This is a genomic window from Paenilisteria portnoyi, from assembly GCF_014322795.1.
Classification (GTDB): domain Bacteria; phylum Bacillota; class Bacilli; order Lactobacillales; family Listeriaceae; genus Listeria_A; species Listeria_A portnoyi.
In genome coordinates this window covers 13,782-37,130 of the sequence record NZ_JAASTT010000010.1, presented here as the reverse complement: position 1 = coordinate 37,130, position 23,349 = coordinate 13,782, and the positions used below count along the sequence as shown (strand labels likewise).

Annotated in this window: 22 protein-coding genes and 1 riboswitch; of the genes, 4 read left to right on the top strand and 18 right to left on the bottom strand. The window is 43.9% G+C overall.

Going from position 1 to position 23,349, the window contains the following annotated elements; genetic code table 11:
- Nucleotides 1-2: 2 nt before the first annotated feature.
- The 9 genes from HCJ66_RS08310 to HCJ66_RS08270 form a co-directional block, all read right to left on the bottom strand.
- Complete coding sequence (locus HCJ66_RS08310; RefSeq protein ID WP_187132703.1) at nucleotides 3-959, bottom strand: ring-cleaving dioxygenase; 957 nt, start codon at nucleotides 957-959, stop codon at nucleotides 3-5.
- On the bottom strand, nucleotides 956-1,822 hold the full coding sequence (locus HCJ66_RS08305; RefSeq protein WP_187132702.1) for a VOC family protein: 867 nt from the start codon (nucleotides 1,820-1,822) through the stop codon (nucleotides 956-958). Before HCJ66_RS08305 ends, HCJ66_RS08310 begins: the two co-directional genes overlap by 4 nt.
- 131 nt (nucleotides 1,823-1,953) lie before the next feature.
- The gene (locus HCJ66_RS08300; protein WP_181675012.1) at nucleotides 1,954-2,934 is read right to left on the bottom strand and encodes an ABC transporter permease; all 981 of its coding nucleotides are present in this window, start codon (nucleotides 2,932-2,934) and stop codon (nucleotides 1,954-1,956) included.
- Nucleotides 2,927-3,832: an ABC transporter ATP-binding protein gene (locus HCJ66_RS08295; protein ID WP_187132701.1), complete on the bottom strand. Its 906-nt coding sequence runs from the start codon at nucleotides 3,830-3,832 to the stop codon at nucleotides 2,927-2,929. Before HCJ66_RS08295 ends, HCJ66_RS08300 begins: the two co-directional genes overlap by 8 nt.
- Nucleotides 3,829-4,623: an SGNH/GDSL hydrolase family protein gene (locus HCJ66_RS08290; RefSeq protein WP_187132700.1), complete on the bottom strand. Its 795-nt coding sequence runs from the start codon at nucleotides 4,621-4,623 to the stop codon at nucleotides 3,829-3,831. Before HCJ66_RS08290 ends, HCJ66_RS08295 begins: the two co-directional genes overlap by 4 nt.
- Entirely contained in the window at nucleotides 4,620-5,444 is an 825-nt protein-coding gene (locus HCJ66_RS08285; RefSeq protein ID WP_187132699.1) for a hypothetical protein, read from the bottom strand. Before HCJ66_RS08285 ends, HCJ66_RS08290 begins: the two co-directional genes overlap by 4 nt.
- A gap of 137 nt (nucleotides 5,445-5,581) precedes the next feature.
- On the bottom strand, nucleotides 5,582-5,935 hold the full coding sequence (locus HCJ66_RS08280; RefSeq protein WP_187132698.1) for a GIY-YIG nuclease family protein: 354 nt from the start codon (nucleotides 5,933-5,935) through the stop codon (nucleotides 5,582-5,584).
- A gap of 15 nt (nucleotides 5,936-5,950) precedes the next feature.
- A complete protein-coding gene (locus HCJ66_RS08275; RefSeq protein ID WP_187132697.1) occupies nucleotides 5,951-6,430 on the bottom strand; it encodes a DUF6530 family protein in 480 nt (159 codons plus the stop codon).
- Between the two features lie 98 nt (nucleotides 6,431-6,528).
- On the bottom strand, nucleotides 6,529-7,287 hold the full coding sequence (locus HCJ66_RS08270; RefSeq protein WP_187132696.1) for an adenylyltransferase/cytidyltransferase family protein: 759 nt from the start codon (nucleotides 7,285-7,287) through the stop codon (nucleotides 6,529-6,531).
- Between the two features lie 163 nt (nucleotides 7,288-7,450).
- Here HCJ66_RS08270 and HCJ66_RS08265 point away from each other — a divergent pair, with 163 nt between their 5' ends.
- Nucleotides 7,451-8,149: a DsbA family oxidoreductase gene (locus HCJ66_RS08265; protein ID WP_187132695.1), complete on the top strand. Its 699-nt coding sequence runs from the start codon at nucleotides 7,451-7,453 to the stop codon at nucleotides 8,147-8,149.
- A 41-nt stretch (nucleotides 8,150-8,190) separates the two neighbouring features.
- On the opposite strand, the gene HCJ66_RS08260 is transcribed toward HCJ66_RS08265, so the two are convergent.
- On the bottom strand, nucleotides 8,191-8,529 hold the full coding sequence (locus tag HCJ66_RS08260; RefSeq protein WP_187132694.1) for a hypothetical protein: 339 nt from the start codon (nucleotides 8,527-8,529) through the stop codon (nucleotides 8,191-8,193).
- A gap of 85 nt (nucleotides 8,530-8,614) precedes the next feature.
- Nucleotides 8,615-9,094, bottom strand: coding sequence for a methylated-DNA--[protein]-cysteine S-methyltransferase (locus tag HCJ66_RS08255; protein WP_246438615.1), 480 nt, complete (start codon nucleotides 9,092-9,094; stop codon nucleotides 8,615-8,617).
- Between the two features lie 238 nt (nucleotides 9,095-9,332).
- Between HCJ66_RS08255 and HCJ66_RS08250 the strand changes: the two genes are divergently transcribed.
- On the top strand, nucleotides 9,333-9,692 hold the full coding sequence (locus HCJ66_RS08250; protein WP_181675003.1) for a DUF4064 domain-containing protein: 360 nt from the start codon (nucleotides 9,333-9,335) through the stop codon (nucleotides 9,690-9,692).
- Between the two features lie 149 nt (nucleotides 9,693-9,841).
- Nucleotides 9,842-11,005 carry a VanZ family protein gene (locus tag HCJ66_RS08245; RefSeq protein WP_187132693.1) on the top strand — a complete coding sequence of 388 codons (1,164 nt, stop codon included), beginning with the start codon at nucleotides 9,842-9,844 and terminating at the stop codon, nucleotides 11,003-11,005.
- Here HCJ66_RS08245 and HCJ66_RS08240 read toward each other — a convergent pair.
- The 4 genes from HCJ66_RS08240 to HCJ66_RS08225 all read right to left on the bottom strand — a co-directional run bounded on the left by HCJ66_RS08240 (nucleotide 10,995) and on the right by HCJ66_RS08225 (nucleotide 14,879).
- Nucleotides 10,995-11,507: a VanZ family protein gene (locus HCJ66_RS08240; protein WP_246438613.1), complete on the bottom strand. Its 513-nt coding sequence runs from the start codon at nucleotides 11,505-11,507 to the stop codon at nucleotides 10,995-10,997. The genes HCJ66_RS08245 and HCJ66_RS08240 overlap by 11 nt on opposite strands.
- A gap of 196 nt (nucleotides 11,508-11,703) precedes the next feature.
- Nucleotides 11,704-13,041, bottom strand: a complete 1,338-nt coding sequence (locus HCJ66_RS08235) for a potassium transporter TrkG (RefSeq protein WP_187132775.1) — start codon at nucleotides 13,039-13,041, stop codon at nucleotides 11,704-11,706.
- 46 nt (nucleotides 13,042-13,087) lie between these two features.
- A complete protein-coding gene (locus HCJ66_RS08230; RefSeq protein WP_187132692.1) occupies nucleotides 13,088-13,849 on the bottom strand; it encodes a TerC family protein in 762 nt (253 codons plus the stop codon).
- A gap of 271 nt (nucleotides 13,850-14,120) precedes the next feature.
- Nucleotides 14,121-14,879, bottom strand: a complete 759-nt coding sequence (locus HCJ66_RS08225) for a TerC family protein (RefSeq protein WP_187132691.1) — start codon at nucleotides 14,877-14,879, stop codon at nucleotides 14,121-14,123.
- Nucleotides 14,880-14,975: 96 nt separating this feature from the next.
- Nucleotides 14,976-15,085, bottom strand: a riboswitch (yybP-ykoY riboswitch).
- A gap of 161 nt (nucleotides 15,086-15,246) precedes the next feature.
- Between HCJ66_RS08225 and HCJ66_RS08220 the strand changes: the two genes are divergently transcribed.
- On the top strand, nucleotides 15,247-16,209 hold the full coding sequence (locus tag HCJ66_RS08220; protein ID WP_222717446.1) for a hypothetical protein: 963 nt from the start codon (nucleotides 15,247-15,249) through the stop codon (nucleotides 16,207-16,209).
- Nucleotides 16,210-16,254: 45 nt separating this feature from the next.
- Here the strand turns inward: HCJ66_RS08220 and HCJ66_RS08215 are convergent, their stop codons facing one another.
- The 3 genes from HCJ66_RS08215 to pulA all read right to left on the bottom strand — a co-directional run bounded on the left by HCJ66_RS08215 (nucleotide 16,255) and on the right by pulA (nucleotide 23,256).
- Nucleotides 16,255-17,643: a collagen binding domain-containing protein gene (locus tag HCJ66_RS08215; protein WP_187132690.1), complete on the bottom strand. Its 1,389-nt coding sequence runs from the start codon at nucleotides 17,641-17,643 to the stop codon at nucleotides 16,255-16,257.
- A gap of 92 nt (nucleotides 17,644-17,735) precedes the next feature.
- Nucleotides 17,736-19,304 (bottom strand): peptide chain release factor 3, encoded by a 1,569-nt coding sequence (locus HCJ66_RS08210; protein WP_187132689.1) that lies wholly within the window; start codon nucleotides 19,302-19,304, stop codon nucleotides 17,736-17,738.
- A gap of 145 nt (nucleotides 19,305-19,449) precedes the next feature.
- On the bottom strand, nucleotides 19,450-23,256 hold the full coding sequence (gene pulA, locus HCJ66_RS08205) for a type I pullulanase (protein ID WP_246438618.1): 3,807 nt from the start codon (nucleotides 23,254-23,256) through the stop codon (nucleotides 19,450-19,452).
- Between the last annotated feature and the right edge of the window lie 93 nt (nucleotides 23,257-23,349).

Genomic DNA, 23,349 nt, shown 5'->3' with positions numbered 1-23,349 from the left:
GATCAGCTCCTTTTCGTATCCAACGGGCGAACTTCCGCCTCAATCGCTGCTCGTTTTTCCTCTAAAAATGGTGGTAACGAAAGCTTCTCACCCATCGTTTCATACGGCTCATCTTGCGCAAAACCAGGTCCATCCGTCGCGAATTCAAACAAAATTTGTTGCGAAACCGGCATGTACAGCGATTCAAAATAGAATCGATCCACATAACCCGAATTCGGTGCTTGAAACTCATTCGCACGCGCAATCCATTTCTCCAATTCCGCATGATCCTCGACACGAAACGCAACATGGTGCACATTTCCATACCCTTGCATCGCAGGCAATATATCATTGCGCTCCTCAACAATAACTTGCGCTCCGTTTCCACCTTCGCCAACCTCATATAAATGCTCCGCGCCACTCGTCGCCACTTCTCTAAACCCAAGAATGACTGTCAACACTAAGCCGATATTCTCCTTGTTTTGCACGGTCAAATACACAGGACCCAATCCGTAAATCGCGAACTCAGCTGGAACTGGCCCTTTCTTCCACGGAATTCCAGGCGCCACACCCTCATTTTTTTCATCCGAAATCAGTTGCAACGACTGCTCATCAAAATCGCGGAACGCCAACACTTTTTTGCCGAAACTTTCGCTGATGGAGTCATGATCCACGCCCAATTCGTCAAAACGCTTCACCCAATAATCGAGCGCCGCATCACTCGGTACACGGAACGATGTTTTCGAAATACTATCCGTTCCTTTACGCCCTTTTGGTAAATTCGGAAAATCGAAAAACGTCATATCCGTTCCCGCAGAACCCGCATCATCCGCAAAAAATAAGTGATATGTCTGAATGTCATCCTGATTTACTGTTTTCTTCACAAGTCGCATCCCAAGCGTCTCTGTATAAAACGCATAATTCTTCTCCGCACTACTCGTCATCGCCGTTACATGGTGGATTCCTTTTAATTCTTTCATTTGTCATTCTCCTTTAAATTAGATTCAATGTCTACACGTTTTCCTTCTAAAAATGGCGGCAAGGCAAGCGTTTCGCCCAGCGTCTCCATCGTTTCATCAATCGCAAAACCTGGCGTGTCACTCGCAATTTCAATCAAAAGCCCATTCGGTTCGCGGAAATACAAACTCGTAAAATAGGCCCGATCCACGAATTCCACTATTTCCAGCCCCGCATCCACAGCCAACTGACGCCATTTTGCCACATCTGCTTTCGTCGCAACCCGATAAGCCACATGGTCAATACTGCCACGGCCCATCCTTGTTTTCGCATCCGATCCACTTGGAATAAAATGCGTCAAATGCCCTGGCTCCATCTGCAAAAACTGCTTCATAAAATCAGCTAAACGCTCCGTATCCCGCACATGCCAATCTATTCCGAGAATCCGTATCACCTGTTTATCAGCTGGAATATCCGTATGCTGCGTCGCATTCTCCGGCAAAATCTCCTCATCCACCTCAACCAGCATTATCCGAAAACTATCCGCATCCTCAAAAACCAAGCCCGCGTTCGTCCGCTCCATCTCCGTCACGTGCGGCGTCAACCGCTCCTCCCAGAAATCAAGCGCACCGTTCGGAACCGCCAAATACGTCGTCCCATAAAAAGCCTGTTCCCGTCTCGCCCGACCAAGCCGTTTAATTTCAAAAAAAGTAAGCAACGTCCCCGGATTTCCTCGATAATCCCCATAAAATAAATGCCGCATTCGCGTATTATTCTGGTTCACCGTATTTTTCACCAACCTCAAACCAAGCACTTCCGTATAAAAAGTCCGATTTTCAACCGCCGATTTCGTAAAAGCCGACACATGATGTATCCCTGTAATCATATCCTCACACCCTCTCTCTTTATCTTTAAAAACAGTTTAACACTAAACTATATAAAAAGAAAGAACTTTGCTTATAAAAAGTAAGCGACAAAAAAACTCCGAGATACAATCCGCATCCCAGAGCCATTTTTTCAATAAACATCGCGTTTCATAAACACCCAGTATGATGTAATTAAGCCCGCGACCATCCAAACAAGCAACGTCACGACAGAAAATCCGAGCGTCATGCCGTCCACTGGCGGACTCGTCCCGTTCAAGTAATTCGTCAACTGCAAATTAACCATGAATAAATATTTCGCGCTTGGCCAAGACGACACAAGGTTGCTCAAAATCGATCCCGTAATCAGCGCCGACAGCATAATTCCCATTACGGCCGCCGTACTTCTCACCAATACTGAGCACATCAACGTCAGCACGCCAATCACCATCGCGACCAGCCATGCCAAACCGAATTCCATCAATAGGTACTGCCACATTGGCAACGAATACACGCCCGCTGTTCCAACTGCATCTCCACTCACATCGAATCCCGTCAAAATCGGCGCCGTCCAGCCACCATACCCAAACACGACGCCCGATATCGCATATGCTATAATCGCCGATGCTAGCAAAATAATCGACACCGACAGCATCATCGAAATGAATTTACTCGTCAAGATTCGCCATCGTTTCACCGGCCTCGTCAGCAAGAATTTAATCGTCCCGCTCCCCGACTCCGAAGAAATCAGATCCGCCGCAATCACCATGACAAATAGCGGAAACAGTAATCCGATGCCATTTTCGACGAATGATTTCAGAAAAGTTGGTGCTCCCGGCGCGTTCGGATTTACATCCTCATCCAGATAATACTGCAACTGCCCCAGCGTCACACGCATATATTTCTTGTACTCATCCGGAATCCGATTCGAACTCAGCCGGTTCTCAATGTCCACAATCTGTTGCTGCACCTGCACATGCCAATCCGTCGTCCCCGATTTCTGCTCATCCTCCTGATGCTGCCTAAACTGCGCATATGTAAAAATGCCCACAATAATCGCAACCAAAAATAAAATAATCAGGAGTCGGCGTTTTCTGTAAAGCTTCAACTGCTCATTATAAACTAGGTTAATCAATGCCTTGCCCTCCTGTCAATTCAATAAATAAGTCCTCCAAAGATGGCGTAATCTTCTGCATCTCGAGTACTTGCACGCCAGCACGCACGACACGACTATTCCAAACCGGCAATTTATCCGCCTCAAAACTCGTATAATAAGCACCATCCTGCTCCGTAACAGCTGTCATTTCCGCCAAAATCGACGCACCTTTTGCCATCGGTTCGAAGCGCCACCGCGTTTTTTCCCGATCAGAAAGTAGCTTATCCACGTCATCCGTCGCAATAATTTCGCCATTCGTCATAATTGCCACACGATCGCACAACAATTGAATCTCACTAAGTAAATGCGAAGAAACCAGGACGCTAATCCCTTCCGTTTTCGCTAAATAACGAATAAAGTCCCGCATTTCGCGAATCCCCGATGGATCAAGACCATTTGTCGGCTCATCCAGAATCAGCAATTTCGGACTCGACAACAAAGCCTGTGCGATGCCTAAACGTTGACGCATCCCAAGCGAATACGTCGAAACCCGGTCATGCACACGCGCGGTCATTCCAACGAGTTCCGCCACTTCCTGCAACCGCTCCGGCCGAATCGACCGATCCATCCGCGCAAAATAGGCAAGGTTCTCCCAGCCAGTCAAAAATGGATAAAACTCCGGATTCTCAACGATACATCCCAGACTTTTCATGGCTTCCGTGAAGTTTTTCTGAATATCCTTGCCGCCAATCAGAATCGTGCCAGACGTCGGTTTAATCAGACCAACCAGCATCCGAATTGTCGTCGTTTTTCCCGCTCCATTAGGCCCCAGAAAACCAAATACTTCGCCCTCATTGACCTCGAAACTCAAATCCTTAATAATTTGCCGCTTGCCGATTTTTTTATTTAAATCCTGTACTAATAGTGCCGTCGTCATTTCGCATCACTCTCCCCGTCCGTTGTCATGACACTCGATACCCGATCCGCAAACAACTGATAACCCGCTCCGTTCGGATGAAAATGATCGCTCGACAGATAATTCTTCCCATTCAAAATAAAATAATCATACGTTGGGACATACACCACACGCGAAAATTTACTCGCCAAATTCTGTGTATCCATATTCCATTTCGCCGCAATACTTGCCAATTCCGCCCGATTTTTCACATCTACAAACGGGTTGTACAAACCGAGATGATACACGACAGCATCTTTATTCAGCTCTCGGATTCGTTTATACGTCTGCTCCAAATTTTTCAAGTATGCCGTCTCGTTTTTCTGAATCTCCGCCGCATTTAAATCCTCTAACGCTGCGCCACCGCGAAACAAATCGTTCCCACCAATCGTCATGAAAATCACATCCGCGTTCGTCACTTGTTGCGCGATTTCTTTCTGGCCAAGTTGGCTCAGCAACTGGTTACTACGCGCACCACTAATCGCCAAATTGGACAGCGTCACGCTCGTACCATTCTTCTCTAATGTATCAACCACACGACGAACATAACCTTTTCCGTCCGTATCACCAACGCCCGCCGTCAATGAATCGCCGAGCCCCGTCACTTGAAACCGATCAGATTTCTTCGTTTCCGTTTTTGTTTCTGTTTTTTCCGTCGTACTCGTTCCCGATTTCGTATGACCTTGCGCCACAGCAATTAAGCCTGCCACGCAGAGAAGAAGCGCCAACACTGAAATCCACGTCATCACAATTACCCATTTATTTCGTTTCAAGTCCGTTCCTCCTGTTCGCCTCTTTTAGCCCCTCCTAAAAATAAAAGGAACCCAATAAATCCAGTCACACCAACAAATAACGGCAATAGTGCCAGCATTGTTAACTCTGCATCGTCCGCTTGTAACGCCCGCATTTGTAGCCAGCCAAAAAGCAATTCCCGCATCGCAATTCCCATTCCAACGTACGCGAGCAGTGGTTGCCATTTTTGGAATAATAAAAAAGCCACGAAAATAAAGGCCAAAGACACGAATACATATTCACCCATAGAAATCATCGCTGGATAAAAAACCATTTTCCGAAAATCTTGTCCATCCCATCCTTGCATCGTTGCATACGCCTGATATCTCAAAATAGCAACCACAAGACCAAGTCCAGCACCTAATAAAACGAGAACAAAGCCGCTAACTGTCACGATCCGCTGCTCCGGTTTTACAATAATTACTCCATCTTCTGTCGTATAAAACAGAATAAAGGATGCAAACATCGCGAGTCCAGCTAACATCGATAAAATATTAGCATTCTGAATATTCACAGTCTCTTCCATCCCGATAACCGCTCGAATCACAAAGTAGGTGAAGTAGGTGACAAACAACAAGCTAACCGCCACTTCCGTCCCTTTCAGCCGGCGACCGGAATAAGATAAAATGGCCGTCACAATCATGATAACAGCAAGCCCCAGCTCCACTATCCAATAAATACTGGACCGTTCCTGATCTAGCAACAGCAAATACATCAGACGCCTGACAGCCCCAAGCCCCGTTATCACACCAAAAATCAACATTAGCGCCATCCCAATTTGATGGGTATAATATTTCCTCATCCTTCACCAACCTCTCCCGTGATAGCCTCACGCCACTTTTGATTAAGTATAGCAGAATTGCCCGCAAAGCTAAACAAAAAAGCCGAAATAGCAAGAAAATCAACCCGTTCGGCGATCCTCTCCTATTTCGACTTCCCTTATTCGTTCTCAGATGCTAATTTTTCCTGCCAAAGCTCTAGCAAAACATCTAATTCTTCCTTAATATCCTGATTCGTCATCTCGTCCTTGATATCAACGAGTTCCAACTCCTCAAGCGCAATCGTGTCCATTCCATGTTTCTTCGCCTCATCAGCAATCGTCCACGGCAACGCACCCGGCATATTCATTTTTTTCGCAAAGGCATACTTATTCTGAATACCCTTCAAATCCATGCTCGCCGCCAATGCATAAATACCCGTTTCCTGGCTAACAAAACGATACACACCCGCGCGATGCTTCATTTGCTTATAGGCATTAATCTTTTCCTTACGTGTCTCTTTCTCTGATGTCATCAAAAAACCTCCTCCTTAATAGCCTGCTTCCTTTAGAATTCGACTCAACGTCCGCAACCGCTCACTCAAAAGCTCATCACTGTCCGCAAGCGCCTGTTGAAACAGCTCAATATCCTCACCAATCATCTGATTATCCTCACAAACCGCCACCGTCATCGCGTCGCCCTGCAAACCAATCCGATCAATTTGCGGATTTTCTTTATCATATAAACCTTCATATTTATAAGCATCTTTAAAATAAAGCTTCGACCGCCCAATCAAAATGGCCAAATCCAGCACACGATGTAGCGGTAATTCCTCCGATTGGCGAGACCATTTGTCGCCAGTGTGCCGCCACACTTTTGCTGAAATATCCACTTTGCCGCGATCATTCCATTGCGCTAAGCCAAGCGATAAGCCTTTCGCATCCGAATTGTAGGCATATTTACCGTCCACTTCTTCATAGTTTTCAGCTACAATAACCGGTTTGTGTTTTAAATTTGTTGGGATTTTCATGGTATCTCTCCTTTAGTAGTTTAGTAAATTAGTAAACTTACTAACGTAGTATAACATTATTTCCATGGAAAATCAACCCACTAAAAAAACACTACCCCTTAGATAGTGTCAAATTGCAGTCGTATATGCGTTGCCGGTTGCGGTATCCTGATTTCCCCATTCTCTAAAACGTGAACTTCTGCACGGTCTCCGTCCACAAAACTTCGATATTTACCGACTTTCGGAATCACAAACTCCTCCAAACCAGTAAGCAAATACGTCCCATTTTCCGTCCGAACATCTCCTTCAATAAAATAAGGATGCCCCAGTAAACGCTCTGCCTCCGCAAAATCCCCGTCATATAGAGCCGCACGAATATCCGTCGAACTCACTTTATGGTCAGCGCCATCCCGCACAAACGGAATTTCTGTCACTGGAACCGAGCGCTCGCCACACAAATCCATCAGTAAATCGACATCCGAATCCCGCCCTTTACCAAAGTTAAAGCTCTCGCCAACAACGATATGCGCTAGATTCAAGCCATTCAAATGCTCTCTAATGAACGTTTCCGCCGACGTTTCTGCATACTTTTCTGTAAAACCAATATTGTACACCCTATCTACACCAAAATGCGCCAACCATCGAAATTTTTCCACGTCAGGCGTAATCGCTCGCTTATAAATAGGATCTTTTTTTAGTGCCCATAACGGATGCGGTGAAAAGCACACAATCGCCAGTTTTTCACCAGCTTTGCAAAATGATTTCGCGCGTTTTAACAAATACTGATGTCCCCTATGCACCCCGTCAAACTTGCCAATCACTAGAATCGCAGGCTCCTCACTATCCGGCAACCTATCCTTCACTTGAAAAATCTCCATGTCCGTTTCACTCCTCTACCATACAAAGATACTCCATTTCCCTATCCTTTCTCAACTGCTTTGCTCACCTCACTAACAAATAGTAAGCAAGTTGATTGAATTTTGCACCCGCACACGCTATACTGATCAGAGATGCACAAATTATCTTTTAGGAGGAACACACATGAAAGTAGAAATTTGGTCGGACTTCGCATGTCCGTTTTGTTATATCGGAAAACGTAATTTTGAGGCCGGTTTAAAGGAATTTGGTAAGGATGTAGAGGTGGAATATCGCAGTTTTGAACTCGATCCCAACGCGCCGGTTCAATATAACCAAACAATGGATGAAATTCTAGCTGAAAAATACGGTATGACTATGGAAAAAGCAAAAAGCATGAACGATCAAGTCAGCGCTCAAGCCAAAACGGTTGGTCTTGATTACCATTTCGATACGATGATTCCAACAAATACATTCGATGCCCATCGCTTGCTCCAATTTGCGAAAACCAAAGGAACGGCAGAAACAGTAAAAGAGACACTGCTCCATGCTTATTTCACTGAATCAAAGAATTTAGGCGACCATGAAACACTGGCAACGATCGCAGCATCCACAGGACTCGACAAAACCGAAGTCCTTAACATGCTAGCCAGCGATGCATTTGCAGTGGATGTTCGTGACGATGAACAAACTGGTACTTCCCTAGGAATTCAAGGCGTTCCCTTCTTTGTTATCAATGAAAAATACGGTGTTTCCGGCGCCCAACCAGCAGCGAGTTTTACAGAAGTCTTAACCAAAGTTTGGAACGAAGAAAATCCGCTAACGATGCTGAATAAATCAGATTCAGATGGAGAATGTTGTTCTGGCGGCTCATGTAATTGCTAATTACAGAAAACCCACATTTCGCGTTGAATGTGGGTTTCTTTTTATATAGAATCGGACGAAGAACTTGTCGAAGAATCTGTATCTGGATTCAATGATGCGCCTGAATTCGCATCTGTATCTCCGCTAGAATCGGATGTTCCGCCTTGTTGACTGTTTGGTCCACCACTTGGCGGTGTTCCGTACGATTCATCCGTGCCACCCATCTGCGACTGATTATTACCAGACATATTACCCGGCCCATTCATCCCTGCCTGATTTTGATTAAATAGTGCAAAACCCATAAATGATATCGTTACAACTGAAATTATACTTACAATAATAGTGCTCCATTTCCATTTGTTCACTTGCTTCTTCGGTGCCGTTTCAATCTCATTATTCATTCTATTCCAGCTCCTTTCACTTATTCTTATCTTATCCGATAAATAAGAAAAAACTATGAACGAGTCATGAAATTTATGATAAAGTTTAAAAAGGCATTTCGCGATTCAATAACCAGATTTTGCGATCAATATCATCCCCATTATAACCGCCTAATTTCCCGCCAGCCTGAATCACCCGATGACATGGAATAATAATTGGTATGGGATTCGCGCGATTAGCCTGACCCACAGCACGCACCGCTTTTGGACTGCCAGCAGCTTCTGCAATTTCCTTGTATGAAACAACTTCTCCATACGGAATCTCCTGCAACGCATACCAAACTCGCATCTGAAAATCCGTTCCATCTACTTCTAATGGAACTGTAAAAGCTCGTATCTCCCCATCAAAAAATGCTTGTAATTCCACTTTCAGCCGCCACATCATCTCATTTTCCTCCGCAGAAAAATCCGCTCCCACTTCTAAAAATGAAGCCTCATCATACGCAATATATTTCACCGCTACCTCTGAAACACCAAGGTATAACTTCCCCAGCGGCGAATCCATTTCATTCACATAAAGTTGCATTCGTATCTCCCCCATTTCTCTTTCCAACATAGCATTTTCTAATCCAGATAACAAATACCATTCACATTTAGTTATAATCACTATTTTCTTCTATAAATCTTCCAAAATAAAGGTTATTCTTTTCAAATTGGGGTAAAATACTCTGTACGTATATTTACTATACGAGACATTAGAGGACTTCTACTCGCTAGCTCAAGCTTTGCTAACAAGAGAGTCCATCAGACAGGGGGATAAAAACATGTCAAGAACAGCAGAATTAGTTTTAGGTTTAATTGGTTCGATTGTTGGTTTAGTAGCTGGATTTTGGATTATTGCGTACGGGAATGACGTAACAGATTATATTCAAACATTCACGTATCTAAACGGAGCAGTTGGTGATAGCATTGCGACACTTGGTTGGATAACCGTCATTGCATCCGCACTAGCTTTAATCGCAACTCTTCTTATCAAAAAAAGCCCGCGCGGTTGGGGTGTAGTACTCACGCTTATCGGTATCGTTATGTTCTTTGTAGTGGGTCAAATTTGGATTATTTCTGGAATTTTAATCATTCTAGCGGGCTTAATGGCACTTTTCCGAGTACCATCGCCAAAATATTAATACTCTTTTTAAATCAAAGAACGAGTCTAAAATATAGCGGTACTTAGTGAACATGCGCCTCCCAAAACGCACGTTCACTAACAAAGCTGTGTTTCAGGCTCGTCTTTTTTGCATTTTTATTGTACTCTAGATGAAAGGAGGTCCTGTCTATGCACGCTTATTTGTTTCCCATCGAGGTCGCTGTTCTGATTTTTCCAGTACTCGCCTTTATTTTAACGTTGCCATTTGCCATCTATCAATACCGCAAATTCGGCGGCCTGAACTTCTTGCGTAATGTGGTTTTGTACACGTTTATCTTTTACTTATTATGCGCTTTCCTACTTATTTTACTGCCATTACCCGACCCAGATGATGTCGCAAACATGACGGGCTCTGCGCTACAGTTAACGCCATTCAAGTTTGTTCACGATTTTTTAACACATACCGTACTCGTTTGGAATGATCCAAGTACATATTTGGCAGCCCTGACACAAGCCGTTGTTTTGCAACCAGTGTTTAACGTACTTTTAGTCATCCCATTTGGCATTTATTTACGCTATTATTTCCGCTATCCTTTTTGGAAAACGACACTCTTTTCCTTTTTACTATCCTTATTCTTTGAAATAACACAATTAACCGGTATTTACGGCATTTATCCACACGCTTATCGACTATTTGATGTAGATGATTTGATGTTAAACACACTCGGCGGCATCGTTGGTTTCGCAATTGCACCACTATTTACAAGCCTTCTACCGTCACGCACAAAAATGGACGAAATGACATATATTCAAGGAAAACAGGTAAGCTATTTACGCCGACTTATCGCTTTTCTCATCGACTGGTTCCTGCTCGAAGTTATCACAGCAATCCTCGGCGCAATCCACTTACTTCCATTTAAAAACCTAGCAACAAACGGTGGTCCCCGCTTTACACAGCTCTGGTGGCTTGTTTTGATTGTCTTCCTATACTTCATGCTCCTACCGAGATTCACAAAAGGCCGCACCTTCGGAAAAATGCTTGTGCAAATTCGCATCAAATCCACCAACTCCGAACGCCTGAAACTCAGACAACTGATGATTCGAAACGGTCTCCTTTATTATGTAACATTGGCAATCATTCTCTTTCCGCAAAATCCGTTTTTTGTTGATCATTTGTCACCAGTCCTATTCTTAACCGTGATTGGAATTGGATTTGTTGCCGGATTTATGTTTTTCATCCATATTTGTATCAACTTTTTCTCCAAAGACCGCCAGCTTTTTTATGAAAAATTGAGTCATACCGCGCATGTGAGTACTTTCAAACAAAAAAATAAAGCGTCGATCACAAAGTGATTAACGCTTTATCTTTTTTTATAAGCCATTTCGATAGGAAATAAGCCAGAAGTATACCGAACAATGCTCCCGCAAAATCTAACATTACGTCTTGGACAAGAGGTGTTCTGCCACCTGTGAGCATTTGATGAAACTCGTCAAACGCCGCGTAGGCTAACGGAATTCCAGCACTGAGAGCCGTGACTAACCATCTTCTTTTGATAAAAGCGATGAATCCCATAAACAAACTGAATCCCATTAACGCATAGGAAAAGAAATGCGCGCCTTTTCGGATGAAGAATTCAATAAATGAGCTATAACCTTTCGCTTGGATACTAATTTCTGAACCAGCATAGTGAAAAGATATTGCTGATAATTGTTTTTCAAATGGTTTATTGGCTAGCAATCTATCCAAACCAGACGTCATTGATTGCTGCTCGTAGGTTTGCGAGGAGGAGAAGAATAGAATAAGAATCATCGCTAAAGCAATACCCATAAATAACCAAGATAATCTTCGCTGCAAAAAGAGCCACTTCCTTACATGTTTTTCATAACTTTATCATATTAAGATTAAAATTGAATGAAAAAAAGCTATATTTGTGTGGGATTTGGGCACGGCATGTAAAAAGGACTCAGATTCAACGCCGAGTCCTTTTTATATTATATTTTGTGATTCAAGAATCAAAATAGGAGTCATGGTGTAAGTCACGCGACCCATTTCACCCCGTAATAATTTTCTCCTTTGGCAGTCTAATCGCGTTTTTCTTACCATCTTTGCTACGGAAGGATAACATCATGTACATGATCCCGACTCGTCCGATAAACATGAGTAGGATGATAATCATTTTACCGATATTACTCAAATCTCCTGTGAGACCCATCGACAATCCACATGTTCCGAACGCTGAAAACACTTCGAAAATAATCGCCATTAGCTCGGCTTGTTCTGTGAAGCCTAATACTGTAATCGCACCAATGCATAGGAGTGTTGCAAAAATCGCGACGGCAAGCGCTTTACGGACGTCTTCTTGGTACAGTTCACGGCCAAAAATGTAAATATGGTTGCGTCCGCGAATCACGGAATACAAGAATAAAATCGTAATCGCGAATGTCGTCGTCCGAATCCCACCTCCTACCGAACTCGGGGATGCTCCAATGAACATCAGTCCTGAAACAACGAGCAGCGTCGGGTCTGTCAATCCAGCTGTATCAATCGTTGACAAGCCTGCACTTCTTGATGTTGCGGACAGGAACATCGAGTTAAAGAATCCTTCATCAATCGACTTTCCGTTAAAATAATGCTGGCTCTCCATTGCCCAAATTAACAATCCGCCAACTACTAGTAACGCCAAATATGTTACCGTCGTCACTTTTACGAATAGGGAAAATCGGAATGGTATCAAGGTGTTTTTTTCGAATAGGAAGCGGCGCGTTTCAATTAACACGGGGAAACCGATTCCGCCGGCAATGATGAGCAGAATTATGATGAATTGGACGAAATAGTCATTCACGAACGGAGTCAGCGAGTAACCCGTAATATCCACGCCGGCATTCGTCACCGCAGAAACCGAGTTATATAACCCTTGGAACATCGCCTCGCCGACATCGCCATCATAAAACGGAATGAAATAAATCCCCAGAATCAGTCCACCAATAATTTGAATCCCAAAAATCAAGATGAGAATCTCGCGTAACATCCTCACCATGCCGCTCATCGTAAACTGATTCGTATCCGTCATGATTAACTGGCGCTGACGCAAGCCAACGCGTCGCTTCAACACTAGGTAGAAGAACGTGCTCAGCATCATGACACCGAGTCCACCGACTTGGAAAATCCCCATCAAAACCCAAATTCCTGCACGGCTGTAAGATGCACCAATATCCACAGATGCAAGCCCCGTCACACTCACCGAACTCGCAGCTGTAAATAGCGTATCGATGAATGGAATTTTGACGCCTGGTTTATGTGTAAATGGCATGCTGAGGAGCGCTGTTGCAAATGTGACCGATAGAAAATAGAACGTGATGATGACTTGGATCGGCGTTAGCCTAGATATCTTTGCACGCGCCCGTCCTCGCCATGAATGAGCGCCAATCATATAATTATCCCTTTTGTTTCTCTTTTTTTCTAGCAATGATATAACCACCTAAACCAAGAGCAATCATCACAACCCAGAAGGTGATTTCCCACGCTGCTGAATTTGGAAAACTCTCCGGTAAAATACCTACTTGCGGGTTAGCCATTGTAAGCACGGCCATTTTCACCCCAACCCAACCAACAATTAAGAAGGCGGCTGTTTCTAACGTAGGGTAACGCTCTAGCAATTTCACAACTTGTGTCGCTGCAAAACGGATAACGACGAGTCCTGCCAAACCGCCTAGGAACATGACAGTGAATTGACCTGCATTCATACCACCAATCTCCAATGTACCAATTGCTGGCAATGACACAACCAAGGCCGCAGCCGCTAACATCGAATCTAAGGCAAACGCGATATCAGTTAACTCCACACGAGCAACCGTTCCCCAGAAAGACGTTGGTTTTGCCTCATCCTCCTGTTTCTCCACTTTGTCCTTGCCTTTTCTCTTATCCCAAATATGCTTGACCGCCAAGTAAAGTAAGTACAGCGCGCCAATCGCTTGAATTTCCCAAAAATTAACTAAGTATGAAATAATAAGCATTGCAATCAGCCGGAAAACAAAGGCTCCAACTAGCCCATAAAATAGGGCTTTACGCTGCTGTTCATGCGGCAACTTTTTAACAATGACGGCCATAACTACCGCATTATCAGCTGAAAGTACGCCTTCTAACACAATCAAAATTAAGAATACCCATATGTATTCTCCCCAAATCGATATATCCATTTTCACCCCACCGTTTCTTTACTCTCCACTTTACCATATTTATTAGTCTATTTGCTATTATTTTGTTACTATATGTAATGGAAAAATAAGCCGAAGTCCACTTAACCCCTTACTAGGGGTAAGACGTACATTCGGCTTTCCACAAATCGAGCGAAAGCGTTTGTATTCAACCGATTCGGTGGGATCCGGAAGCGGAGCGTACTCGTGTACGTGAGAGCCGGAAGCTCGCCGAATTGGTTGAATCCGAACGCTTGCCGCCGATTTATATCGCTTAGGCTTCTTTCTTTGCAGCGCGTACTGAGACGAGCCATCCCCAAATAATAATTCCAATCATGACTGCCCAGAATGTTAATTTCCAAACGGTAGAATGTGGGAAGTGTTCTGGAATAACGCCTAATTCTGGATGTGCTAACGTGTAAACGACTAACTTCACGCCGACCCAACCGACAATTAAGAATGCAGCTGTTTCCAGTGATGGATATTTTTTCAGTAGTTTTACGAATTGTGTTGCGGCAAAACGGATACAGATTAATCCAACCAAACCGCCTAGGAACATCACGCTGAATTGTCCTGTGTCTAGTCCACCAATCGTTCCCCAGCCTGTTGCTGGAAGTGTAATTGCAAGTGCTACTGCTGCCAACATCGAGTCAATCGCAAACGCAATATCTGCAATTTCGACTTTTAAAACGGTCATCCAAAAGCTTGAACCTTTGCCTTCTTTGACTTTGTGCCCATCGTCTTTGCCTTTTGCGTGCTTCCACATATGGCTAATGCAGATGTAAAGTAAGTACGCCGCGCCTAGTGCCTGTACTTGCCAAACTTCGGCCAAAAAGGAAATCAAGAAAAGGGCTGCAAAACGGAAGACGAATGCACCAATTAAGCCATAAAATAACGCTTTTTTCTGTTGCTCGTCAGGTAAATGTTTCACCATAACGGCCATAACTACCGCGTTATCAGCGGCGAGAATCCCCTCCAAACCAATCAGGACAAGTAAAACCCACCCATACTCCAAAATCATTGCTGTATCCAAATAAAATTCCTCCTTCATCTTTCAACCGTCCAAAAGCGCCTCTTTTTAAACACGAAAAAGCGAGACCCCTGCCAGAAGTTTGGCAAAGGTCTCGCTGACATTTTCATACAAAAAATGTTGATAAAACCGATGGACTCGCATCCATGTAATGACGACTTTATCTTAGCCTCCAAATAAGGCTAACGCTACTCCCCCTTGACGAATGTCAAAAGTGATATTTGATTGATAGGGAAATAATATCACAGAACTGGGTGAACTGTCAACAACACTTGCTGATTATCTCGACTGTTTATCTTTTTTTCATATTTTGTTTATGTGTACTTTATTTTCTTTTGAGATACTAGAAAGCATAGAGGGGGAATTCAACTTGAAGAAAATAATATTGGTACTCGCATCACTCACATTAGTTGCTTGCTCCAATGAAAATAGCCAACCTGACGAACCGAAAGCGAAAAAAGTAGCTGTGGAGTCGCGAGGACATGATTATAATTATGATGTGGTAACTTCTGCAACGACGACAACATTCGGCACGCATCCTGAGGCAAAATATACAACAGCGGAAAAAGAAGCTCGCATGTTCTGGTCTGTTCAACCACCGACCGGCTTGATTAGAGGACATTACTATAAGAATGAAAATGAATTTGATGGTGGAAATCGTGGCATTTTGGAATTAGTGACCAACGATGCTGGCAAACTAATTCATGTAGAATTTAACGAAATGGCTTCGGAAACCTACTATGAACCAAAGTACGCCAATGCATCCAAGCGCCTTTCTGATTATGCTTTTTTCCAAGCTAGCAATACGCGAACGGATGATACACTTGTGACTTGGGTGAATGGCATTACGTTTTTGGAGGGGCAAATGCTCGCAGAAAACCGTTTGGATGGCAATTTCGAAACGGTCAAAGGTTCTTCTACTAGTGCGCGGAACGGTATGATGCCCCTGGCCGAGGAAATGAAAGACTGGGTTAAGAAGCCATTTGGATTTTATTATTATGGCCTCGCGGAACCGCTAGGAAATGGCTTAACTGCACGTCTTCAAGTGGTTACAGAGAAAGGGAAACTTATTTCAGTCAAATATGATGAAATATTCGCGGATCAAAAGCAGGAAATCACAGATCCAGATCTCCAAGCTTTCTATCGCCAATCGAAGTATTTCTCGCTTGATTATGGGAAAGAAACAGCAGGTTCCTTTGTAAAATTCGCAGATGGTGTTGAAAAACAGGTTTTGAAAACGCAAGATTTGCTCGCTGTTCCAAAACAGAATACAGAAAGCTTTCAACACTATGAAAAACTCGCGCAGAAACTTCAAGCTGAAATCGGTAAATGAAAAACCTAGCAGAGAATCAAAATCAGATTCGCTGCTAGGTTTCTGTTATTTTTTACGGGTTAAAAAGGCAGCCGATGTTAAAGCTAGTAGTAAGCCAATTAATTCCGCTACACCACTCGTTGTGTCGCCTGTTTGCGGTAATGTTTTCATAGTTGTTGTTGGCGTTGCACTTACATTATTTTGACTTGTCACGGTTACTTTTCTCGGGGTTACTTTGACGATTAGCTTTTGGCCGACTTTGATTTCGTCACTTGGGAGGTTGTTCCATATTTTTAATTGTTGTGCCGTTGTTTCGAACTTTTCCGCAATGCTTGGAAGGGTATCTCCTTTTTTGACGACGTAGATTTGTATTTCGTTATCACCATCTATCATCGTGCTTACTTCTGGCGTTGTTGGTGTCACAACGATTGGATCAGTTTCTGGGTCTGGCGTTACTGGCGGGTTTACTGGTGGCTCTGGCGGTGTTGGTGGGTCAACTGGTGGCGGATTATTGCCCTCCCCTTCTCCTCCACCTGAATAGTCATTAACAGTCGCGTTTCGCGTTTGCTCATCGATGTTTGTACCGCCGATTTTAGCTGTATTTTTATAGCTAAACTGACCACCCGCCATTTTTGTCTGGTAGGTGATGACGACCGAAGTATCTTGGAGATTGCCCAACTCTAAGCGAAAACTACGATTAGCATTCAGCGTGACACTCTCATTTCGTGTATAAAGTTCTTTTTTATAAGCATCACGGTATTTCAATTTCACAGGTCCAATCAGCGTCTGCCCAGCTCCCATAATGTCCGTATAATACGCATTATCGATATCCACCAGTGCATTATTCAGCGTGACTGTCCAATTAATCAGACTACTATCCTTAGCGTCGATTCGGCCTTGTTTAAAAACAACAGTCGGCGTACCTGTTCCGCCACCACCACTTGTCACTTTATGAATCATCACACCGAGCGTTGTATAATCACCACCAACAGGAAAAGCAATCGAGTTCGTTTGATCCGTTACAATGTTGTCTTTATTAAAATCCGCGTAAAAAAACATCGAACCTTTAATATCTGTGTGCGTATCGACAAATGTGCTAAAAGTCAGGATTATTTTATTATTAATCGAATCAACGACAGCCGCCGCTACTGTATTTCCATCATTATCTTTCAATAAAAACGGTGCAAAACTAACATATTCGAGCTGTGCAGGCAGCGGTATTGTCATCGTTTCACCGCTATGTACCGCTTGCGTCAAATCCCAATTATACACGACTTTCACACGATCATTTTCTTTAAAATCCGTAGATGCAACATTATTTTTATTTTGTAATTCCACCTGTGTAAAAAATTGCGAACTATAATCCGTCGCAGCTTTTGCCTCGTGTCCTCCTAGTCCTAATAAAGAAACACCGAACAGTAGCAAGCCCATCAAAAAATACATCGTTTTTTTCATTCATTTCACCCCTTCTGAATCTGACTTTCTTTTTCCCTTATTTGTTTCTATTAAAACAAAAAAAGAACCCAAAAATCGGGCTCTTCGTGTTCTTATAGTAGAGATGTTAATTCGATATCTGGATTCTTATCATGAAACCAGTTCAAAGCAAACTGATTTTCAAATAAGAACAGTGGTTTATCAAAACGGTCTTTTACAAGCATACTACGTGCAGAAGAAAGTTTTTCGTCCACGTCTTCTTCTTTAATCCAGCGCGCGATTTTAGAACCGATTGGCTCCATGCGGATTTCGGAATTATACTCGTTGTTCATCCGGTGCTCAAATACCTCAAATTGTAGTTGACCAACCGCGCCAATGATATAGTCTTCCATACGCCACGTTTTGAAAAGTTGAATCGCGCCTTCTTGTACAAGCTGCTCGACGCCTTTGTGGAAATGTTTTTGTTTCATCACGTTTTTTGCGGAGACTTTCATAAATAACTCCGGTGTAAATTGCGGTAATTTCTCATATTGAAGTGTCTTGCTAACATTTGTAATTGTGTCTCCAATTTGATAATTCCCCGTGTCATACAAACCGATAATGTCTCCCGCCACAGCACTATTCACGGTTTCGCGATCATCCGCCATGAATTGCGTCGAATTACCAAGCTTGATTGGTTTTCCAGTCCGCGTTAAATTCACAGACATACCACGTTCAAATTCACCCGAACAAATGCGCACAAACGCTATTCTATCACGATGGGCTGGATTCATGTTTGCTTGAATTTTGAAGATAAATCCAGAGAATTTGTCCATGTAAGGATCTACTTCACCTTCATTCGATTGACGCGGTTGTGGTGCTGGTGCAAAGTTTACATACGTTTTCAAGAATGTTTCCACGCCAAAATTCGTTAAGGCACTACCGAAAAATACGGGTGTCAATTCACCAGCTGCGATTCGCTCAGCGCTGAAATCATTGCCGGCCTCATCTAACAACATAATTTCATCAAGCGCCTGCTCATAATAGCTTGAATTTTGAATGGCATGTGGTTCTGCTAAATCACCATTTTCACCAAGTGGTAGGAAGCGTTCCTCCCCGTCCACACGATATTGTTCGACTTGGCGGTGATAACGATCGTACAAACCACCAAGCTCTTTTCCCATCCCGATTGGCCAGTTCATCGGATACGATTCGATCCCCAAAACTTCTTCCAATTCAGCAAGCAACTCAAGTGGTGCCTTTCCTTGGCGATCCATTTTATTAATAAAGGTAAAAATCGGAATACCGCGCATGCGACAAACTTTGAATAGTTTCAAGGTCTGCGCCTCGATTCCTTTCGCGCTATCGATTACCATCACGGCACTATCGACCGCCATCAACGTCCTGTACGTATCCTCACTGAAATCCGAGTGACCCGGTGTATCCAAAATATTAATTCGCGAACCATCATAATCAAATTGCATCACAGAACTCGTTACCGAAATCCCACGCTGTTTCTCAATTTCCATCCAGTCACTTGTCGCAAACTTGCCCGACTTCTTCCCTTTTACTGTTCCTGCCGAACGTATCGCGCCACCAAAAAGCAGTAATTGCTCCGTAATCGTTGTTTTCCCCGCATCGGGGTGAGATATAATTGCAAAAGTTTTGCGCGAAGCAACCTCTTTTTTCAAATCCTGCACCATTTTAAAATTCCTCCTAGACATACTCACATTTCTTTAGTATATCATATCCAGACGTTTTTGAGATAGTTTTTGGTGAAAAATATATGTAGAAAATGGAGCTAGACAACGGCGTACAAACTGACTTTGCCTAGCTCCATTTCAAATTTTAGTGATGCTGTTTTCTACGTGTGGCGGTCATGAATATTACACTACCAATAATAAAAGCGCTACCTAGCAAAAGAATCCACAGTGAAACATCGCTGTCCCCTGTCGCCGGTAATTCTTTTTTCACCACTTCTTGTGCTGGCTTGGCTTCGATCTTATTTACCTGCTGATTTGTATCTTTCTTCGGTGGTGTCATTGGTGTACCGCCGTCCACTTTTCCAGGTGGTTTGACTACATCAGTTTCGCCTGGTGCTGGCGCGGCTGTAGTTAATGTGATCTGAACCGGCTTTGTTGTTCCTGCTGCTCTACTCTGCATTTCGCTAGCAAACTGGATTATGCCTCCATAAACGCCAACTTTTGGTGCTTCCCAATCCAGATTCGTAACCGTCAACGCGACGTCCAAAGCATGTTGTTGCGTATCGCCATCCAGTTGATAATAGCCACGTGCCGCTAATTTTTGTAAGAGGTAGAATTCCTTCGCGCTTTGCCCAGGTTGTGCTATTAGTTCTGTTACTGGCAGCGAAATTTTGTCTAAACTCTCAATCTCATTATGCTTCGGTATCACTTCAAAAGTCGCCTCTATCGTATGTCCCGCCGCTAACGCTTCGAATGTATAGCTCTCTCCTGAAAGCGTCACTGCTTTGCCATCCACTAGCACTTGTTGCACGCGATATCCGGTATCCGCTACTACCTTGTAACTCGGTTTTTCACCAACCGCATATGCCTGTTTGCCGCTCGGCGTTATAGTTCCGCCAGCTCCTGCTGATGCCTCGATATCAAACGTTGCCTCACCGTTTTTCAACACAAGTGTCGATAGTGCGCCGACTTTCACCGTGCTTGTCTCCGCTGTTAAATCCGTCGTTGTTTCGCCGATTCTCGCCCAATATTTATTCGCTGGAATCGCAACTTCTTTTTCCGCTTTATTCGCGTTAAAAAGGACCACATAGGAAGTAGCGCCATCTTTTAGCTCATACGCCACCATATTCTCATCTTGCTTGATAATCTTCATTTTTTGATTAATATCCGCATAATTCGTCAATCGGAAAAGCGGTTCAGAATTACGGAGTTGCATAACGGCTTCGATATCTCGCACCGAATCGATATTTTCCGCATAACGATCCCAATCGAGTTTGTTAATGGCATCACTAGATTGGTAACTGTTCTCATCCCGATCCTTCGTCCTGAAAAATTCTTGTCCGGCATGAATAAACGGCACACCTTGCGAAAGTAGCACCATACTCGTCGCCATTTTTTGCATTTTCTTTTTATCTTGCTCGGAATCACTTGGATTTGAATACGATAGCTTATCCCAAAGTGTCAGGTTATCGTGCGCCTCGGCGTACTGAATCACTTGGATCGGCTTCGCAAAATCATAAATACCTTGTCCTTGATCTCGGAGACTCCCAGCTAATAAGTTTTTCGCAATAAGCGATTCTTTTCCTGCCGCTCCATTCACAAAACCAGGCTCTGACTCTTGCCCACCCCACGTGCTGCCTTTGATAGCATCGCGAATCGAATCGTTGAAATGCGCGATTTCTGGCATTTTGGAGGCATTTTTTTGATTGGCCTTCGCGTCACTTGCAAGCGGCGTCCCCAAATCCCAGCCTTCGCCAAGCACGATAATCGATGGGTCAATTTTGTTCAGTTCGGCCTTAATTGCGTTCATCGTATCCACATCATGAATGCCCATTAAATCAAAGCGGAAGCCATCCATATGATATTCCTTCGCCCAATAAGCAACACTATCAACCATATATTTACGCATCATCGCGCGTTCGGACGCCGTATCATTTCCAACACCCGTTCCATTAGAAAGCTTGCCGTCATCACCATATCGGAAATAATAACCAGGCACCGTCTTCTCAAAAGAATGAGCCCCTGCGTCAAATACGTGATTATACACAACATCCATAATCACACGTAAACCGTTGCTATGAAGCCCTTGCACCATCTGTTTCGCCTCTTGAATTCGCGTTACAGGATTGTACGGATTGGTGCTGTAGCTTCCCTCTGGAACATTATAGTTTTTCGGATCGTAGCCCCAGTTATAAGGCAACGCGCCCAACTGCTCCGAAGCGCTTTCATGGTTTTCTTCATTTAAAGACGCATAATCAAACATTGGCAAAATTTGCACGTGCGTAATGCCGAGTTTTTTCAAATAATCGATTCCCGTTACGTCCCCAGTTGCCGTCTTTGTTCCAGGCTGAATCACGCCTAAGTATTTCCCTTTATTCACCGTATCCTTATTCGCAATCGAGAAGTCCCGAATATGCATTTCATAAATAATCGCATCCGTCGGGTTCGTAAACGCTGGCATCCGGTTCGTCTCCCAATTTGCAGGAACCATCACGGCAGGATCCAAAATAACCGAACGATTCCCATTCGCCGTCGCAGCTTTTGCATACGGATCTTGAGACACCGTTTTCTTCCCATCCGCAAAAACGAGATCATACGTGTACGCCGTTCCAGAAGGAATTTTTGCGTTGAATTCCCAGATACCTTGCGCTTTTGGCGTCATTTCATAGCTTTGTGCCACAGGACTGTTCGGTAAATTATCCTGATACGTCGTCAACTTCACGCTCGCTGCCGTCGGTGCCCACAGTCGCCACACACTTTGTTCCGCATTATACGTCGCACCAAGCGGCTCCGTCCCCGTATACGCGTATTTCGCATCAAATTCCGGATTTCGAACAATGCTCGTCGTATCCACCAATTTCTCGCCAAATCCATCCGCCTTCACCGTCAAAGCCGCCTGAATCGGCAAATCTTGCGCCGTTTCAATATAGAAAACAGCCGGATTCGTCGCGTCTCGTCTCATATTTGAAATCGCAACCGCGTTCCCATCCTCGGTAAGCGTCACGTCCGCCATCAAATCAAGCACCGTCGCGTCCCGATTCAGCGTCACCCTCACCTCTTTAAAACCAGTCAAACTCGCCGTCTTTATCTGCTTCGTCGCATCCGCAAAATTCGGATTCCGATACCCAGTAGCATCCCCACTTACAATCCAAACCTCCGCTTTGCCATCATCCGTAAACAGGTAAACAAAACGATCGTCCTGCGTCCCGTCCTTTTCCCAGTTCCCGTTCGCATTATTCGCAACAGTAAAGCCCAGATTCGATAGACTCGCCCCACCGGAAGCGTTAAACGTCGCCTTCACAGACTGCCAATCACCATCCGTTTGTCCATCCGAAAAATGAACCGTCTGCGTTCCCGTCGCACCATCCGCCCACGAGTGAACAAACCAATTGCTATAATCCTGATCGTCGCGATGATAATAAAATGTCACTTCCAAATTCTCATGGCTCGGTAAATCCGCTAAATTTGCCGGTTTTGTCGCAATTTCTTCCTCGCCATAATTCAGCCAAACCTCTGTAATTCCCTCTTTTGTGGAAATATAACGGTCGCTACTAATATCACGGTCGCCGCCCCAACCAGAACCGTTTTTAATAAGAAAACCGAGCTCTGATTGCACGCCATCCACGTCCATGACTGCGACTTTCGAATAGTCACCGTAAGCATTCGTGTCCTCGAAAACAACCTCATGCCCGGCAACACCGTCATTGTTCCACACCCACATTTGCCAAGGCTTACTCGCTTGATCTTTCGGGTTGTAGTGCACAATAACCTTCGTCTTACTCTCCCTATTATCCGATAAAACACTGTCATTCACGGTACTAGCTGAGGCTGCCTGCTGCGTCACGTCCGCTTTCGGTGCTACCGTCTCTTCCGCAAATCCTTGAATCCCAAAACTAAAACTTTGTACAGCAAACAACACAATCATGATGGAGACTAAATACTTACGCCACATGTTTTTCAAATGCCAAACCCCTTTTCTTTTTATTGGAAAGCGCTTACTCAACCTAAAGTATAAGCAAGCAGGGCTGTTTAAATCAACCTAAAT

What these genes read in the sequence shown, in the direction of transcription:
- HCJ66_RS08270 (WP_187132696.1), bottom strand. Translation starts at nt 7,287, where the DNA reads ATGGAGATTTTTCAAGTGAAGGATAGGTTGCCGGATAGTGAGGAGCCT.
- HCJ66_RS08210 (WP_187132689.1), bottom strand. Translation starts at nt 19,304, where the DNA reads ATGGTGCAGGATTTGAAAAAAGAGGTTGCTTCGCGCAAAACTTTTGCA.
- HCJ66_RS08265 (WP_187132695.1), top strand. Translation starts at nt 7,451, where the DNA reads ATGAAAGTAGAAATTTGGTCGGACTTCGCATGTCCGTTTTGTTATATC.
- HCJ66_RS08295 (WP_187132701.1), bottom strand. Translation starts at nt 3,832, where the DNA reads ATGACGACGGCACTATTAGTACAGGATTTAAATAAAAAAATCGGCAAG.
- HCJ66_RS08255 (WP_246438615.1), bottom strand. Translation starts at nt 9,094, where the DNA reads ATGCAACTTTATGTGAATGAAATGGATTCGCCGCTGGGGAAGTTATAC.
- HCJ66_RS08250 (WP_181675003.1), top strand. Translation starts at nt 9,333, where the DNA reads ATGTCAAGAACAGCAGAATTAGTTTTAGGTTTAATTGGTTCGATTGTT.
- HCJ66_RS08280 (WP_187132698.1), bottom strand. Translation starts at nt 5,935, where the DNA reads ATGACATCAGAGAAAGAGACACGTAAGGAAAAGATTAATGCCTATAAG.
- HCJ66_RS08310 (WP_187132703.1), bottom strand. Translation starts at nt 959, where the DNA reads ATGAAAGAATTAAAAGGAATCCACCATGTAACGGCGATGACGAGTAGT.
- HCJ66_RS08215 (WP_187132690.1), bottom strand. Translation starts at nt 17,643, where the DNA reads ATGAAAAAAACGATGTATTTTTTGATGGGCTTGCTACTGTTCGGTGTT.
- HCJ66_RS08230 (WP_187132692.1), bottom strand. Translation starts at nt 13,849, where the DNA reads ATGGATATATCGATTTGGGGAGAATACATATGGGTATTCTTAATTTTG.
- HCJ66_RS08285 (WP_187132699.1), bottom strand. Translation starts at nt 5,444, where the DNA reads ATGAGGAAATATTATACCCATCAAATTGGGATGGCGCTAATGTTGATT.
- pulA (WP_246438618.1), bottom strand. Translation starts at nt 23,256, where the DNA reads ATGTGGCGTAAGTATTTAGTCTCCATCATGATTGTGTTGTTTGCTGTA.
- HCJ66_RS08245 (WP_187132693.1), top strand. Translation starts at nt 9,842, where the DNA reads ATGCACGCTTATTTGTTTCCCATCGAGGTCGCTGTTCTGATTTTTCCA.
- HCJ66_RS08275 (WP_187132697.1), bottom strand. Translation starts at nt 6,430, where the DNA reads ATGAAAATCCCAACAAATTTAAAACACAAACCGGTTATTGTAGCTGAA.
- HCJ66_RS08260 (WP_187132694.1), bottom strand. Translation starts at nt 8,529, where the DNA reads ATGAATAATGAGATTGAAACGGCACCGAAGAAGCAAGTGAACAAATGG.
- HCJ66_RS08305 (WP_187132702.1), bottom strand. Translation starts at nt 1,822, where the DNA reads ATGATTACAGGGATACATCATGTGTCGGCTTTTACGAAATCGGCGGTT.